The 15,818-nt window shown below is 72.6% G+C and carries 14 protein-coding genes; 10 read left to right on the top strand and 4 right to left on the bottom strand.

Translation table 11 applies throughout. The features are described from left to right. Nucleotides 1-5 precede the first annotated feature (5 nt). The 8 genes from OG782_RS30690 (at nucleotide 6) to OG782_RS30655 (ending at nucleotide 10,322) form a co-directional block, all read left to right on the top strand. Nucleotides 6-1,559, top strand: coding sequence for an N-acetylmuramoyl-L-alanine amidase (locus OG782_RS30690; protein WP_406456502.1), 1,554 nt, complete (start codon nucleotides 6-8; stop codon nucleotides 1,557-1,559). Nucleotides 1,560-1,811: 252 nt separating this feature from the next. Continuing rightward, nucleotides 1,812-3,248: an MFS transporter gene (locus OG782_RS30685; RefSeq protein WP_406456500.1), complete on the top strand. Its 1,437-nt coding sequence runs from the start codon at nucleotides 1,812-1,814 to the stop codon at nucleotides 3,246-3,248. A gap of 82 nt (nucleotides 3,249-3,330) precedes the next feature. Then, nucleotides 3,331-4,878 carry an FGGY family carbohydrate kinase gene (locus OG782_RS30680; protein ID WP_406456498.1) on the top strand — a complete coding sequence of 516 codons (1,548 nt, stop codon included), beginning with the start codon at nucleotides 3,331-3,333 and terminating at the stop codon, nucleotides 4,876-4,878. Nucleotides 4,879-4,956: 78 nt separating this feature from the next. After that, entirely contained in the window at nucleotides 4,957-6,630 is a 1,674-nt protein-coding gene (locus OG782_RS30675; RefSeq protein ID WP_406456497.1) for an FAD-dependent oxidoreductase, read from the top strand. Beyond that, nucleotides 6,627-8,180 carry an FAD-binding oxidoreductase gene (locus tag OG782_RS30670; protein WP_406456495.1) on the top strand — a complete coding sequence of 518 codons (1,554 nt, stop codon included), beginning with the start codon at nucleotides 6,627-6,629 and terminating at the stop codon, nucleotides 8,178-8,180. The genes OG782_RS30675 and OG782_RS30670 overlap by 4 nt, the downstream gene beginning before the upstream one ends. Nucleotides 8,181-8,216: 36 nt before the next feature. Further along, on the top strand, nucleotides 8,217-8,876 hold the full coding sequence (locus OG782_RS30665) for a glycerol-3-phosphate responsive antiterminator (RefSeq protein WP_406456493.1): 660 nt from the start codon (nucleotides 8,217-8,219) through the stop codon (nucleotides 8,874-8,876). 7 nt (nucleotides 8,877-8,883) lie between these two features. Then, a complete protein-coding gene (locus tag OG782_RS30660; protein ID WP_406456491.1) occupies nucleotides 8,884-9,186 on the top strand; it encodes a putative quinol monooxygenase in 303 nt (100 codons plus the stop codon). Continuing rightward, nucleotides 9,183-10,322, top strand: a complete 1,140-nt coding sequence (locus OG782_RS30655) for a zinc-binding dehydrogenase (protein ID WP_406456490.1) — start codon at nucleotides 9,183-9,185, stop codon at nucleotides 10,320-10,322. Before OG782_RS30660 ends, OG782_RS30655 begins: the two co-directional genes overlap by 4 nt. A gap of 68 nt (nucleotides 10,323-10,390) precedes the next feature. On the opposite strand, the gene OG782_RS30650 is transcribed toward OG782_RS30655, so the two are convergent. Further along, entirely contained in the window at nucleotides 10,391-10,951 is a 561-nt protein-coding gene (locus tag OG782_RS30650) for a dihydrofolate reductase family protein (protein ID WP_406456488.1), read from the bottom strand. 177 nt (nucleotides 10,952-11,128) lie between these two features. On the opposite strand from OG782_RS30650, the gene OG782_RS30645 reads away from it, so the two are divergent. Together OG782_RS30645 and OG782_RS30640 are read left to right on the top strand one after the other, a co-directional pair. Further along, nucleotides 11,129-12,169 (top strand): hypothetical protein, encoded by a 1,041-nt coding sequence (locus OG782_RS30645; protein ID WP_406456486.1) that lies wholly within the window; start codon nucleotides 11,129-11,131, stop codon nucleotides 12,167-12,169. Between the two features lie 164 nt (nucleotides 12,170-12,333). After that, complete coding sequence (locus OG782_RS30640) at nucleotides 12,334-13,599, top strand: MFS transporter (protein ID WP_406456484.1); 1,266 nt, start codon at nucleotides 12,334-12,336, stop codon at nucleotides 13,597-13,599. Here OG782_RS30640 and OG782_RS30635 read toward each other — a convergent pair. From OG782_RS30635 to ureG, 3 genes are all read right to left on the bottom strand, one after another. Next, nucleotides 13,586-14,329 (bottom strand): SDR family NAD(P)-dependent oxidoreductase, encoded by a 744-nt coding sequence (locus OG782_RS30635; protein WP_406456482.1) that lies wholly within the window; start codon nucleotides 14,327-14,329, stop codon nucleotides 13,586-13,588. The genes OG782_RS30640 and OG782_RS30635 overlap by 14 nt on opposite strands. 93 nt (nucleotides 14,330-14,422) lie before the next feature. Beyond that, nucleotides 14,423-15,139 carry an urease accessory protein UreD gene (locus tag OG782_RS30630; RefSeq protein WP_406456480.1) on the bottom strand — a complete coding sequence of 239 codons (717 nt, stop codon included), beginning with the start codon at nucleotides 15,137-15,139 and terminating at the stop codon, nucleotides 14,423-14,425. Continuing rightward, complete coding sequence (gene ureG / locus OG782_RS30625; protein WP_406459356.1) at nucleotides 15,136-15,786, bottom strand: urease accessory protein UreG; 651 nt, start codon at nucleotides 15,784-15,786, stop codon at nucleotides 15,136-15,138. Before ureG ends, OG782_RS30630 begins: the two co-directional genes overlap by 4 nt. Nucleotides 15,787-15,818 lie beyond the last annotated feature (32 nt).

The raw sequence follows: 15,818 nt of genomic DNA, 5'->3' as shown, positions 1-15,818 counted from the left end.
CAGGTATGCCCACCCGTGCCGCCGCCCACACCAAGGCCCGCGCATCCGTGCTGGCGGCCCTCACCGCCACCGTCCTGGCCGCGACCGGTACCCCGGCCCTCGCCGCGACGGACACCGGACACCCGATGAACCGGGCGTTCGCGCGGGCTGCGGAGCAGTTCGACGTACCCCGCGATCTGCTCGCCGCCGTCGGGTACGGCGAGACCCGCCTCGACGGCCACTCCGGACGCCCCAGCCAGGCGAACGGCTACGGCGTGATGCATCTGGTCAGCAACCCCACGAACCGCTCGCTGGAGCGGGCCGCCGGCCTCACCGGCGCGACCGTGGCCGATCTGCGCTCCGACACCGGCAGCAACATCCTGGGCGGCGCGGCGGTGCTGCGCGGATACGCGGACAAGCTCGGCCTCGACGACGGGGACCGCGACGACATCGACGCCTGGTACCCGGCCGTCGCCCGGTACAGCGGCACCGCGGGGGCGTCCGCCGCCCTCTACGCGGACACGGTCTACAGCTTCCTGGCGAACGGGCTCGACGCAGTCTCCCCGGACGGCGAGCGGATCTCGGTGACGGGCCGCCCGGTCTCACCGGACAAGGGCGCGCTCGCCACCGGGGACGCGAGTGTCCGCAGCGCCGACTACCCCTCGGCGCTCTGGGTCCCCGCCGACCCGAACAACTACGCCACGGGCCGCTCGGCGGCGATCGACAAGGTGGTCATCCATGTCACGCAGGGCTCGTACGCGGGCTCGATCAGCTGGTTCCAGAACCCCACGGCCGAGGTGAGCGCGCACTACGTGGTGCGTTCGTCGGACGGCCAGATCACCCAGATGGTGCGCGACAGCGACACCGCGTGGCACGCGCGCAGCGCGAACGCCTCGGCGCTCGGCATCGAGCACGAGGGGTTCATCGACGACCCGTCCTGGTTCACGGACACGATGTACCGGTCCTCGGCCGCCCTGACCGCGTACCTGTGCGAACGGTACGGAATCCCGAAGGACCGGGCGCACATCATCGGGCACAGCGAGGCGCCGGGCAACGACCACACCGACCCCGGACCGTACTGGGACTGGAACCGCTACATGGAGCTGGTCGGCGGGAGCACCGGCGGCGGCAGCACGGGCGACGGGCTGAGCTTCACCGCGTACGCGACCCAGCGCAGCGGCTCGACGGGGGCCCAGGTGAAGGCCGTTCAGACGCTGCTGAAAGCCCAGGGCTACCAGGTGGGCGAGGTGGACAGCAGCTTCGGGCCGGCCACGCAGGGGGCGGTGAAGGCGTTCCAGACGGCACGCGGGCTGGAATCCGACGGTGTGGTGGGGGCCAGGACGTGGACCGCGCTGCTGTCCGCCGGCTCCACGTCCACGCTCGCCGAGGGCGCGTCGGGCGACACCGTGAAACGGCTCCAGCGCTCGCTGACCGCGGCGCTCGCCTCGACGGTCGGCGTCGACGGGAGCTTCGGCCCGGCGACGGCGACCGCGGTGCGCGCCTATCAGACGGGCCGGGGCCTGACGGCCGACGGGATCGTGGGTCCTGGCACCTGGGCGGCGCTGCAGGCGGGCCGCTGACGGACGCGGGCCCGGGGACCCGCACGGTTCCCGGGCCCGAGGGCTCTTCGTCACGTTTGGGTAACCTGCCCGAAACCCTTGACGTTTGTCCTGACGGCTTCCTAACCTCCTCGTGTAGTCGCTCTTCACGTGCTGCGGCGCTTTCCGCAGTGTTTTGACAGGCACAGACATAGACCACCTGTCGGTGGTTTCGTCATGCCTGTTTTTTTGTGCTCCCCGTGCCGCCGATGGGTCTTCCTCGAAGGCGGATTCATGGCACAACGTCCGAGCGTCAAAGGCGTCGGCGACGTCGTTGCGCTCATCGATGGGCTGGGAAAGATCACCGGCCGGGCGCAAGTCATCTGGTTCCTCGTGTTCGGCGGGCTGTTCCTCGACGCCTACTCGAACGCGGCGCTGAGCGCCGGTCTGGGGCCGATGACGTCCCAGATGGAGCTGACCAGCACGCAGGTCTCGATCCTCACGGCCACCGCTCCGGCCCTGGCGATCATCTTCAACCCGGTCGGCGGCTGGCTCGCCACCAGGATCGGCCGGGTCCCCCCGCTGCTCATCGCCAAGGTCTTCGCCATCGCGGGCGCCCTGATCGCCGCGTTCGCCGGTGACTTCACGGTCGTCTGGGTCGGCCGGGTCCTGGTGGGTGTCGCGTACGGCATCGACTTCGCCGTCGCCATGGCCCTGCTCGCCGAGTACACCCCCGCCAAGCTCGGCGGCCGGCTGAACCTGTGGCAGGCCGTCTGGTACGTCGCCACCACCAGCAACCTCGCGCTCGCCCTGCTCTTCTTCAACCTGGACGTCGGCGCGGACATCTGGCGCTGGTCGGTCGGTTCGGCAGCGGTCGTCGCCGTCGCACTGCTCGTGGGCCAGTGGCTGATGCTCAGGGAGAGTCCCACCTGGCTGGCCAGCAAGGGCCGCCTGGACGACGCCGTCCTCAACCTGGACCGGATCTACGGCATCAAGGCCGTCGCCGGGAAGCCGGACGCGGCGACCCGCGCCGCCGCCGCCGCGCCGGCCATCGGATTCCGCCAGGCCGGGCTGCTCTTCAAGGGCGACTACCTGCCGCGCACCGTCCTGTCCTCGGTCATCTCGCTCGCGCAGTCGATGCAGTACTTCGCGGTCGGCTGGTACCTCCCCCTGATCAGCCTGACGATCTTCGGCGAGAGCTTCGAGAAGGCCACGATCGGCTCAATGGTCTTCAACGCCTTCGGCATCGCGGGCGGGCTGCTGTCCGCGTACTTCGGCCGCCGGCTCGGACTGCGGCTCAGCTCCGCCGCCGGGTTCGCCGGGGTGTTCGTCGCCCTGATCGCGATGGGACTGACCTTCGGGAAGGTCCCCACGGCCGTGGCGTTCCTGCTGCCGGTGCTGTTCATCCTCTGCCACTCCGCGGGCCCCGGCGCCAACGGCAAGTCCATCGCCGCACTCTCGTACAGCAGTGATGTGCGCGCGCTGGGCACCGGTGTCACCGGGATGGTCGGGAGCTTCGGCAGTGTCGCCGGGCTGTACCTCTTCCCGCAGATCAAGGAGTCGCTCGGCCTCGCCGACACCTTCCTGGTGCTCTCGGTGGTGCCGCTGCTCGGAATGATCACCTGTCTGGCCATCAAGTGGGACCCGATGAAGGCCGCTTCCCCGGACGAGGCGGCGGCGCAGCAGGCAACCGGCGCTCCGGAACACGCGGAGTCCGTCACCGCGCGCTGACCGTCCGCCGCGCCTGCCGCACCACACGATGGTCCCCCTCCCCCTCCGTACAGCTCGCGATGCTCGCAATGAAAGGGCTGCAATGACGCAGACGCTCCCCGGCGCCGCCTCTCCCCGGCGCGGTGTGCTGGCCATCGACGAGGGCACCACCGGCACCAGGGCCGGAGTCGTCCTCGACTCCGGCGCCGCGCACGAGGTGTTCTACCGGTCGATCGCGGTCAGCCATCCGGACGACCTCTCGGTCGAGCAGGATCCGATGGAGATCTGGACCGCCACCCTGGACGTGGCGCGCCGGGCCGTCGGCGCCGCCCGGGCGGAGGGGATCACGGTCACCGCCGTCGCCCTCTCCACCCAGCGGGCCACCGCGATGCTCTGGGACCGGGTCACCGGGCAGCCGCTGCTGCCCGCCGTGGTGTGGCAGGACCGGCGGTACGCCGCCGAGCTCACCGCTCACGAGGCGAAGTGGGACGCCGCCCTGCTGGCCCGTCAGGGCCGGCCGGTCGGCGCCCGCGCGCCGTTCCTCTGGGCCGCCCGGCAGATCGCCGCGCGCCCGGAGGTGGCCGCCGCCCACCGCGAGGGCCGGCTGCTGTTCGGCACCGTCGACACCTGGCTGATCTGGCGGCTGACCGGCGGCGCCGTACACGCCACCACCCCGACCAACGCCGCCTCCAGCGGGGGTTACCTGCTGGAGCGGCACGCCTGGGACGAGGAGTGGATCGGCCATCTCGGCTTCCCCCTCGACCTGCTTCCGGAACTCCGCTCGGACGACGCCGGATTCGGCGTCACCGACCCGGCCGCCCTCGGCATCGCCGTCCCGCTGGCCGCCTCCATGGGCGACCAGCACGCCGCACTGATCGCGCTCGGCGGCCTGGCCGCCGGGCAGGGCATGTGCATGTACGGGACCGGCGCGTTCGTCGCCGCGGCGACCGGCACCACGCCCGCCCTGCCCCGGCCGGACATCTCCGGGGTGCTCGCCCAGCCCGGCCGGCGGCAGGGCGACGTCAGCCACTACAGCCTGGAGGCCTACACCTCCACGGCGGGTTCGGCACTGCGCTGGCTCTGCGACGACCTGGGCCTGTTCGCCTCGCCGAAGGAGCTCGGTGAGGAGGCCGGCCGGGTCCCCACCCGGCCGGGCCGCACCCCTCGTTTCGTCCCGGCGCTCGCCGGGGTCCGGACACCGGTCTGGCACCCGGAGGCCACCGCCTCCCTCACCGGGCTCACCCTCGCCACCACCCGCGCCGATCTGGCCCGCGCCGTGCTCGACGGCATCGCGCACTCGGTGTGCGACCTCGTCGACGGGGTCGCCGCCACGATGGGCGCCCCGTTCACCCGGCTCCGGGTCGGCGGCGGGGTCGCGGGCAGCGACCCGCTCCTGCGGATCCAGGCCGACCTGACCGGCCTGCCGCTGGAACGGGTCTCCGACTCGGCGACCGCCAGCCTGCGCGGCACCGCCTATCTGGCCGGTGTCGCCCAGGGCCTGTGGGGCTCGCTGGAGGAGATCGTCGAGGCGCAGCCGCGCGGCCAGGTCTTCGACCCGTCCACGGGCGCGGACGAACGCGCCGAACAGCGGGCGGCCTGGCGCGACGTGCTGATCGGCCACCTCAAGGACCCCGCTCTCACCCCCCACTGACGGCCCCCCGCCGTCAGCAGGCGGCGGCCGGACACCCGACCACGCGGCCGCCGCACCGAACCACCTGGAGTTGATGTTGTGATCACCATGCCCGCCCGGAAACCGCGGCGCAGCGCCGCGGCGACCCGCCGCACACCCCTGCTGCTCGACCGTGCGACGGCCAAGCGGCAGCTGGCCGACGACACCTACGACGTACTCGTCATCGGCGGCGGCATCACCGGCGCGTACGCCGTGCTGGACGCCGCCTCGCGCGGGCTGCGCGCGGCGCTGGTCGAGAAGGACGACTTCGCCTCCGGTACGTCGTCGAAGTCCTCGAAGATGGTGCACGGCGGACTGCGCTACATCGAGCAGGGCAACGTCAATCTCGTACGCCACTCGCTCCTGGAGCGGCACCGCTTCCGCAAGAACGCCCCGCACCTGGTGCACCGGCTGCCGTTCCTCTTCCCGATCCTGGAGAAGGAGGGCATCTTCGACGCCCGCCTCGCCAGGGGCTTCGAGGGGCTGCTGTGGACGTACGACCTGGTCGGCGGCTGGCGGATCGGCAAGCTCCACCAGCGGCTGACCGTCCCCGAGGTCCTCGCGCAGGCGCCGACGCTGCGCGCGGAGAACCTCCAGGGCGGGCTGATGTACTTCGACGCCCGTACCGACGACGCGCGTCTCGTCCTGACCATCGTGCGCACCGCCGCGGCGCTCGGGGCGACCGTCCTGAACGGGGCGAAGGCCGAGGGTCTGCTGATGCAGTCCGGCAAGGTGGCCGGGGCCCGGGTCGCGGTGGACGGTGACAGCGTCGACATCCGGGCGCGGGCCGTCGTCAACGCCACCGGGGTGTGGACCGACGAGCTGGACGCGAAGGCCGTCGAAGGCCACCGGCCGCAGGTGCGCCCGGCCAAGGGCGTGCACATCGTGGTGCCGTGGGACAAGGTGCGGATCAACTGCACGGTCACCGTGCCGATCCCGGGCCGGGCCCGCCGCGCGACCTGTACCCGCTGGGGCAACAGTGTCGTGCTCGGCACCACGGACGAGGACTACCAGGGCTCCCCCGACGATGTGCACTGCACGCGTCAGGAGATGGACTTCCTGCTGGAGGGCGCCAACACCGCCTTCGAGGGGAAGCTCACCGCGGACGACGTGGTCGGCTCGATCGGCGGGCTGCGTCCGCTGGTCGGCGGCAAGGAGGGCGCCACGCTCGACATGCGCCGCGACCACCACATCAGCATCGGCCGCACCGGCATGGTGACCGTGACCGGCGGCAAGCTCACCACCAGCCGGCACATGGGCGAGCTGGTCATCGACAAGGTGATGACGGTCCTGGGCCGCAGGGCGAAGAGCCGCACCAGCAGCCTTCCGCTGCTCGGCGGCGCCGGTTACGACGCAGAGGCCGTGGCCGCGTCCGGCGGCATCGCCGCCCATCTGGGCGAGCGCTTCGGCACCGAGGCGCGCTTCGTCGGCGACCTGATCCAGGAGGACCCGACGCTGGCCGAGCCGGTCGTCGCGGGGCTCCCGTACACCAAGGCCGAGGTCGTCTACGCGGCCCGCGCCGAACTGGCGCGTTCCGTCGACGACGTCCTGTCCCGCCGGATGCGCGCCCGGCTGTTCGCCCGCGACGCCTCCGCCGACGCGGCGGGCGCCGTCGGGGCGATCCTCGGCCGGGAACTGAACCTCACGGAGGCCGAGGTGGAGCGCTCCGTCTCCGACTACCTCGCGGCCGTCCGTCACGAAAAGTCCGTACTCCTCGAAGGGGCAGCAGCATGATCAGCCGTCAGACCATCACCCACCCGTTCAACCGTGGCAACTACACGATCGGCGCCCCCAGTTTCGCCAAGTGGGCCCAGAACACCCCGATCGGCGACGGCGAGGCCGCGCTCCAGGTCAACCCCGTCGAGGTCCCGGCGTCCGTGATCGCGGCGCTGCGCGAGGCCGCGCACGCCGTGCACGTGGAGCGCGACGAGGTCGTCACCCGGACCCGTGACTGGTGGGCCGGTTCGATGATCGGCGAGACCGAGGGCCGTCCCGCGACCCCGGACGCCGTCGTCGTCGAGGCGGCCGACGCGGACCAGATCGCGGCCGTGCTGCGGATCTGCCACGCGGCGGGCATCCCGGTCACCCCGTCCGCCGGCCGCTCGAACGTCACGGGGGCGGCGCTGCCCGTCTTCGGCGGTGTCGTCCTGGACGTGTGCGCGCTGAACGCGATCACCGGCTTCGACGCCGAGTCGAACGTGGTGGACGTCCAGGCCGGCATGTTCGGCGACCTCTTCGAGAAGCAGCTCCAGGAGGAGTACGGCGTCACGACGGGCCACTGGCCGTCCGCGTTCGCCGTCTCCACCGTCGGCGGCTGGATCGCCTGCCGCGGCGCCGGGCAGCTCTCGACGCGCTACGGCAAGATCGAGGACATGGTCGTGGGTGTGGACGTGATCCACGCGGACGGCACCCGCGCCACGTACGGCGACTACGCCCGCGCCGCGGTCGGCCCGGACCTGCGCCAGCTGTTCATCGGCTCCGAGGGCACCCTCGGCGTCATCGTCGGGGCCCGGCTGCGCGTCCACCCGCTGCCGGAGTACGCGAACGCCGTCGCGTTCGGCTTCGACACCTTCGCGGAGGGCCTGGACGCCTGCCGCAAGATCATGCAGCGCGGTGCGACGCCGGCCGTCCTGCGGCTGTACGACGCCCTGGAGTCGGGCACGCACTTCGGCCACCCGGAGGCCAACCTCCTGCTGATCGCCGACGAGGGCGACCCGGCGATCGTGGACGCCTCGATCAAGGTGGCGGCCGAGGTCTGCTCGGCGTACGGCCCCGAGCTGGACTCCAAGGCGGTCTTCGAGCGCTGGCTGGACGAGCGGATGATCGTCGGCAAGTCCGCCGACGGCTTCACGCCCGGCCCCGGCTTCGTCGCCGACACCCTGGAGATGGCCGCGTCCTGGGCCGACCTCCCGGTGATCTACGACGAGGTGGTCGCCGCGATCCAGTCGGTGGAGGGCACCCTGGCGGCGTCGGCGCACCAGTCGCACGCGTACACCGACGGCGCGTGCGTGTACTTCTCGCTGCGCGGCGAGGTGGCGCCCGAGTCGCGGCGCGACTGGTACCGCTCGGTGTGGGACGCCGCCAACGCCGTCCTCATCAAGCACGCGGCGGCGCTCAGCCACCACCACGGCTGCGGACTGCTGCGCGGCCCCTACCTGGAGGAATCGCTGGGTGCGGGCTTCGCGACGTTCGTCGCGGTGAAGTCGGCCCTGGACCCGGCCGGCATTCTCAACCCTGGCAAACTGGGCCTTCCCAGCCGATTCGGTACGTCTCCGCTGAACTGACCCAGCACCGCATACCCCTCCCAGGCAGGCTTTGCCATGACCCCTTCCCCGTCCCGGTCCGGCGCACCGGTCGATCCCCGGCTCACCGCGGCGTTCGCCGAGGTGCCCGTCATCGCGTCGGTCGTCGGCACCCAGCCGCTGCGGCAGTTCCTGACCGCACCGGCCAAGGTGTGCATCCTCGCGTCGTTCGCGGTGGGGCAGCTGCCCCAGGTCGTGCCGGCGCTGGGCCGGGCGGGGAAGCTCGTGTTCGTGAACGTGGACAGCAGCCCCGGTCTCGCGCAGGACCGGGGCGCGCTGGAGTTCATCAAGAACATGGGCGCGCACGGTGTGGTCAGCACCCGGCTCTCGCTCATCGAGAAGGGCCGCCCGCTCGGCCTGCTGACGATGATGAAGGTGTTCGTCACCGACCGGTCCAATCTGCGCCGCTCCACGGACGCGATCTCGCGCGGGGCGCCGGACCTGGTCGAGATCATGCCCGCCCCGATCATCGCCCGGATGAGCGCGCAGGCCCAGCGCGCGATGTCCCCGTCGGTGGCCGCGGGCTTCGTGGAGTCCCCCGCGGACGTGGCGCTCGCGCTGGCCCTCGGGTCGGCCGCGGCCGCCACGTCCGACCCCCGCCTCTGGCATCTGCGCCGCGACCAGCTGCCGCCGGTCCCGCCCGCCGCCCTCAAGAGGCCCGCACCACCCCAGGAGTAGTACCGACGTGACATACGTAGTCGTAGCCCGCTACCGCACGAGGCCCGGCGAGCAGGACACGGTCCTGCCGCTCCTCGACACCATGGCCGCCGCCTCCCGCGAGGAGCCCGGCAATCTCGCCTACCGGGTCCACCAGGGCATCGAGGACCCGCGGGCGATCGTGCTCTACGAGGAGTACGCGACCGAGGCCGACTTCACCACGCACTGCGCGACCCCGCACTTCCGGGAGATCGTGCTGGAGCAAGTCGTCCCGCTGCTGGAGAGCCGCGACGTCCTGCGCTGCGCGCCCCGTGACGAGGTGACCGCGTGAAGACCCGGGCCGTGGTCCTGCGCGGAATATCGACGGCCCGCCCCTACACCCGGACCCGTCCGGTCGAGGTGGAGGAGCTGAACCTCGGCGCCCCGCGCGAGGGCGAGGTCCTGGTCCGGGTCGCGGCCGCGTCCCTGTGCCACTCGGACCTCTCCGTCGTCAACGGCGACCGGGTCCGGCCGCTGCCGATGGCCCTGGGCCACGAGGCGGTCGGCGTGGTCGAGGAGACCGGCCCCGGAGTCCACCGGATCTCCCCCGGTGACCACGTGGCCCTGGTCTTCGTGCCGAGCTGCGGCTTCTGCGCCGACTGCGCGGCGGGCCGCCCGGCCCTGTGTGCGGCGGCCGCCGCGGCGAACGGGTCCGGCGCTCTGCTGCACGGCCCGTCCCTGCTGACGGACGGCTCCGGCGCCACGGTCCACCACCAGCTCGGCGTCTCGGCGTTCTCCTCGTACGCGGTGGTCGCCCAGGAGTCCGTGGTGCCGATCCCCCGTGACATCCCGTTCACGGTGGCCTCGATGTTCGGCTGCGCGGTGCTGACGGGCGCCGGCGCGGTCATCAACACGGCCGCCCTGCGCCCCGGCCAGTCGGCCGTCGTCTACGGGCTGGGCGGCGTGGGCCTGTCGGCGGTGCTGGGGGCACGGGCGGCCGGCGCGTACCCGATCGTCGCCGTCGACCCGGTGCCGGAGAAGCGCGCACTGGCCCTGCGCCTGGGCGCGACGCACACGTACGCCCCCGACGAGGCCCTCGGCGCGATCCGCGAACTGACGTCCGGCGGGGCCGAGGTGGCGGTGGAGGCCGTGGGCAGCCCGAAGGTCATGGCCGAGTGCCTGGCGGCCGTGGCCCGCGGCGGCAAGGTCGTCTCGGTGGGCCTGCCCGCCCCCGACCGCGTCCTGGAGGTCCCGGCCCTGGCCTTCGCGGGCGAGGGCAAGTCGCTGCTGGGCTCGTACATGGGCGACGCGGTCCCGCGCCGGGACATCCCGCGGTTCCTGGACCTGTGGCGGGCCGGGCTGATGCCGGTGGAGGAGATGCACACCGGCACCCTCGCGCTGGACGAGGTCAACCACGCGATGGAGGAGCTGGCCTCGGGCCGGGCGATCCGTCAGGTACTCGACACTTCGGGGCTGTTGGGGGTGTGAGGCCGTCCGTGAGGCGCCCGCTGCCGGCGGGTGCCTCACGGGGCGCCGCATCAGTCCCACGACGCCGTTCAGGCGCGCTCGTACCGCAGTTCCACCACTCCGTTGCCGAAGGTCCGGCTTCCCGCGAGCCGGAGTGCGGTCAGGGTGTCCGTCGTCGGGAACATGGGCTTGCCCCGGCCGATCAGGACCGGGTGGATGCAGACCCAGTACTCGTCGATCAGGTCCAGCGCCGCGAAGGACGCCGCGAGGCCGGCGCCTCCGAGCCCCAGATCGCCGCCAGGCTGCTCCTTCAGCGCCATGACCTCGTCGGCGACGACGTCGTGCACGACGGTGGTGTTCCAGTCCGCCCGCTCCAGCGTCCGGGAGTAGACGTACTTCGGCATGTTCCGCCAGATGACGGCGAACTCGGCCATCGGCCCGGCGTTGGCCGGGTCCTGGTCCGCGGTGGGCCAGAAGTCCGCCATCAGCTCATGGACGACCCGCCCGTGGAGGAACCCGCCCATCCCGGCGATCTGTTCGTTGAAGTGGCGGTGGAGCTCCTCGTCGACCCGGTGCCAGCTGATGTCCCGGTCCGGCCCCTCGATGAAGCCGTCAAGGGAGATGGACATGGAGTAGATGATCTTTCGCATCGCGCACCTCGCCGTGGAGCATCGGGACGGACCCGCGGAACGAACCAGACCATACCCGGCAGCGCAGCGCGCGGGCGGGAACCGGGCGCCGGCACTTGACGGACAACGGACGCGCCCCGTAGGAGTCGGGGAGGGCGCGGCGTCCGGAGCCGCCCCAGTCCCCGAGGAGTTGCGCACGTGAGAGTCGGACAGGCACGCGCCGCCGCTGCCCACTGGGTGGCCGCACACGCCCGCTCCGCCCCCGGCTACCGCGGGGCGTACTTCAGCGGATCGACGGTCGGCCGGCCGCGGGACGCCGAGCTGGCACCCTCGTCGGACGTCGATGTCGTGGTCGTCACGGAGGAGGACGACCCGCCCGCCAAGCCGGGCAAACTCCGTTACGAGAACGCCCTGTTGGAGATCACCTATGTGCCGTGGGCCGAGCTCCGCAGTCCGGAGGGCGTGCTGTCCTCGTACCATCTGGCGGGCAGTTTCCGCCTCGACACGGTCATCGACGACCCCACCGGCGGACTGCGTGCCCTGCACGCGGCCGTCGCGCCCCGCTTCGCCGAGCGGGCCTGGGTCCGGCGGCGCTGTCTGGACGCCCGGCACCGCGTCGAGAGCCGTCTCGCCGTGTTCGACGCGTCCGCCCCCTTTCACGAACAGGTGCCGGCCTGGATGTTCCCCGCCGGGGTCACCACGCACGTCCTGCTGGTCGCCGCGCTGCGCAACCCCACCGTCCGGCTGCGCTATCCGGCCGCGCGCGACGTCCTCACCGCGTACGGGCAGCCGGAGCTGTACCGGGAACTGCTGGAACTCCTCGGCTGCGCCGACGTGTCCGCGGAGCGGGTGCGCCACCATGCGGTCGAGCTGACACGGACGTTCGACGCCACGGTCCCGGTGGCCCGCACCCCGTTCTTCTTCAGCAGTGACCTCACCGAGCAGGCACGTGCGATCGCGGTCGACGGCAGCCTGGAACTCCTCGACCGGGGCGACCACCGCGAGGCGGTCTTCTGGATCATCGCCACGCTGGCCCGCTGCCACACGGTGCTGGCCGTGGACGACCCGGCCCTGCACGCCGCACGGCTGCCCGCCTTCCAGGAGGCGGTGGCCGACCTCACCGGGATCACCGGCACCGCCGGTCTCCTGGAGCGGCGCGAGCAGGTCCTCGGGTTTCTGCCCCGGCTCTGGGCAGCCACCGAAACCGTCCTGGCGGCCAACCCGGAGATCACCGGATAGGCCCTCTGCCGCCGCGGCGCCCGCTCTGATAATTTGCCCGCATGTCATCTCCTCGTGCGTAGGACCCCGCACTGACCGCACCCGTCGCCCCGGGTGCGGCACTCCGGTGTCCCCGCATGCCCGCAGCGCCGGCTCGCCGCGCTGCCCTCACGAGGAATGTCATCGTGCTCACTCCTTCACCCGCGCCCTCGCGGGCGCCTTCGTACGCCACTGTTCTCCGCACCCCTCATGCCGCGCGCACCTTCGGCACCTCGCTGCTGGGGCGGCTCTCCTACGGGATCGTCCCTCTCGCCCTGCTGCTCGCGGTCAAGGACGCCACCGGTTCGTACTCCGTCGCCGGTGGTGCGATGGCCCTGTTCGGGGCCGCGAGTGTCGTCCTGTCCCCCGCCCGTGCCGCACTGATCGACCGGCACGGACCGCGCCGGGCCCTTCCGCCCATGGCCGGGCTGTACGCGGCGCTGCTCACCGTGCTCGCCCTGACCACGTGGCAGCCCGGCGCGCCACCGCTGGTCCTGGGTGCGCTCGCCGTGGCGGCGGGTGCCTGCACTCCGCCGCTGGGGCCGGTCATGCGGACGCTCTGGAGCAGCCTCGCCCCCGACCGGGAGCTGCTGCAGCGCGCGTACAGCCTGGACGGCGTCGCCGAGGAACTGCTGTACGTCACGGGCCCGTTGCTGGTCGGGATCGTGGTGACGGTCACCGGACCCTCGGCCGGTGTCCTGGCCGGTGCGGTGCTCGTGTTCGTGGGAGCACTGGCCCTGGTGACGTCGCCCGTGGTGCCCCGTCGGATGATCGCCGAGGAGGCCCGCGCCGACGCGCCCGCCGCGCCCCGGCTGCGGCTCCACGGCATCGCCGGCCTGCGCCACGCGGTCCTGGTGACGGCCGCCGTGGGGCTCGGCCTCGGGGCGCTCGATCTGCTGGTGGTGGCGTTCACCGACCGGCTGCACCATCCGGCGGCCGTGTCCTGGGTCCTGGCCGCGCTCTCGGCCGGGAGCGCGGTCGGCGGTCTGGCCTACGGAGCGGTGCGGTGGAAGTCGTCGAGCCGGGTGCGGCTGCCGGTGGTGGCCGCGGGGCTGGGTGCGGCGCTGATGGCGGCCGGGGTGTCGCCGCATCTGTACGTACTGATCGCGGCGGTCGCGGTCGCCGGACTCTTCGTCGCCCCGGCGCTCACGACCGCGTATCTGATCGCCGACGAGTCGGTGGACGCCGGCCGGCGCACCCAGGCGGGCGCCTGGGTGAACACCGCGTTCAACGCCGGCTCCTCGGGCGGCACCGCCGTGACCGGCCTGCTGGTCGACCGGCTGCCGCTCACCCTGTGCTTCGCGCTGGCGGCGGCACCGGCCCTGCTGTGCGCGGCGGCGGTGGTGCGCACCGGGGCCCGCCGGTCCCGCAGCGCGGAAGTGGCGGGCCCCGACGCGGTCAGCGGAGCTTGATCGCGCCGCCGTCGGCCATCAGGGTCTGACCGGTGATGTAACGGGCGTCGTCGCTCGCCAGGAACGCGACGACGGGGGCGACGTCCGTGCGCGGGTCACCGAAGCGGCCGAGCGGGACCTTGGCGGCGGACTGGGCGTACTGCTCGGGGTTGGCCTCGGCCCAGGCGGCGACGCCCGCCGTCCTCGCCATCGGCGAGACGACGTTGACCCGGATCCGGTCGGCCGCCCACTCGTTGGCGACGACCCTGCTCAGTCCGCGGATCGCCTCCTTCCCGGCGGCGTACGACGCCTGGTTCGGCTGCCCTTCGATGCCGGCGCCCGAGGCGAAGTTGATCACCGCACCCTGGCTCCTGCGGAGTTCGGGGTAGGCGGCGAGCATGAAGTTGCGGGTGGCGAAGAGGCCGGTGTCCAGGGCGAGTTTCCAGTCGTCCTCGGTCTGCTCGGTGAAGGGCCGCACGCGTGAGGCGCTGGCGTTGTTGACGAGGATGTCCAGGGCGCCGAAGCGCTCGACGGCTCTGGCCACCGCAAGATCAGCGACCGCCCGGTCCGAGACGTCGCCCCGGAGGAACACCACCTCGTCGCCGAGATCGGCCGCCAGGGCGTCCCCGGCCTCCTGCTGGAGGTCGACGACCACGACCCGGGCGCCCCGCTCGACGAAGACCCGGGTGACAGCCTCGCCGATTCCCGAGGCTCCTCCGGTGACGACGGCGACCTTGTTCTCCAGTGTCATTGCGCTGTTCCTCCGACTCGCTGTGTCCGGCGCGGCGTCTCCGCCGCCCCGAGCCCTCTCCATGCACCATACATCTTGTATGTATGGTGCATATCAGCTGGTGAGCCAGGACTCCCAGACGGCGGCCAGCTCCGCCTCGACGGCGGGGGCCACGGTGTCCAGCAGGCGCACCTGCGCACCCGGGCCCGCCAGGTCCGTACGGTAGGGGTGCGGCGGGCCCGCCGGTGTCGCACCGAGTGCGGTGACGGCGCCGATGACGCGGTGGGGCCCCAGGACACCGGGCAGTTCGCGCAGCTCCGGATCGGCCAGGTCGAGGTCCTCGACGAGGAGTTCGCCGCCGTCGTACGTCACCCGGGTGGTGGCCCGCACGCTCCCGCCGCGCTCGCCGGAGCGGCCGAGGACCAGGGTGTCGCGCCACAGCATCCGGGCCCCGGCGGCGAGCCGGGCGTCCATCACGCGCTCGACGTCGGCCCCCGCGGAGACGACGAACGGCATTCCGCACCACAGGAGTTCACCGCCCTCGGCGATATCGACCCGGGCCTGCCAGCGGGAGGTTCCGCCCCGGTGGTCGTAGGCGACGAGGCCGGCCGGTTCGACGAGTTCCAGGCGCGCGCCGGGGCCGACCGAGATCCGCAGTCCGAGGTCGTCGCCCGCGAGCAGCCCGGCCCGCGTGCCGACCAGGGCGATCCGCATCCGGTCGGACTCCGGCATCAGCGGCCGGGGGGCGAGGAACGCGCCGGGCCGCAGCTCGCGCGCCAGGTGGCGGCCCGAGGTGTCGCGTTCGACGGCGACGACAACCGGTTCGTTCACGAGTGGCTGTGGGGCGCCATCGGCCCGGGGTCGGTGGGGATGTGGGTGCCAGAGCGGTGGCGCACGAGCAACGACCTTACCCAGTCGGCGAGTTCGGCGACGGAGACCGGGTCCTTCTTCGAGAGGGCGAGGACGGGCAGTCCGCCGCGGGCCGCTTCGGCGTCGGCGACCATGGCGGGCACGTCCACCTCCACATAGGGCGCGAGGTCCGTCTTGTTGATGATCAGGAGGTCGGCGCCGGTGATACCGGGTCCGCCCTTGCGCGCGACGTCGCCGCCGCCCGCGACGTCGATGCAGAAGAGCTGTGCGTCGGCGAGGGCCGGACTGAAGGTGGCGGTGAGGTTGTCGCCGCCGCTCTCGATGAGGACCACGTCCAGCGGTCCGTACGCCTCCTCCAGGTCCTCGACGGCGTCCAGGTTGGCGCTGACGTCGTCACGGATCGCGGTGTGCGGGCAGGCGCCGGTCTCGACCGCGCGGATGCGTTCGGTGGGCAGGACGCCCGCCGAGCGCAGGAAGCGTGCGTCCTCGTCGGTGTAGATGTCGTTGGTGACGACCGCCATGGAGAGTTCGCCGGCGAGCTCGCGGCACAGGGTGGCCAGGATGGAGCTCTTACCGGTGCCGACCGGTCCCGCGACGCCGAGGCGCAGGGCGCGGGGCTGGTTGAGCGGCTCGTGGAAGT

The sequence above is a fragment of the Streptomyces sp. NBC_00876 genome, from assembly GCF_045207435.1.
Lineage (GTDB): Bacteria > Actinomycetota > Actinomycetes > Streptomycetales > Streptomycetaceae > Streptomyces.
Note: the sequence above shows the minus strand (reverse complement) of the source record. Positions and strands in the feature narration are given on the sequence as shown.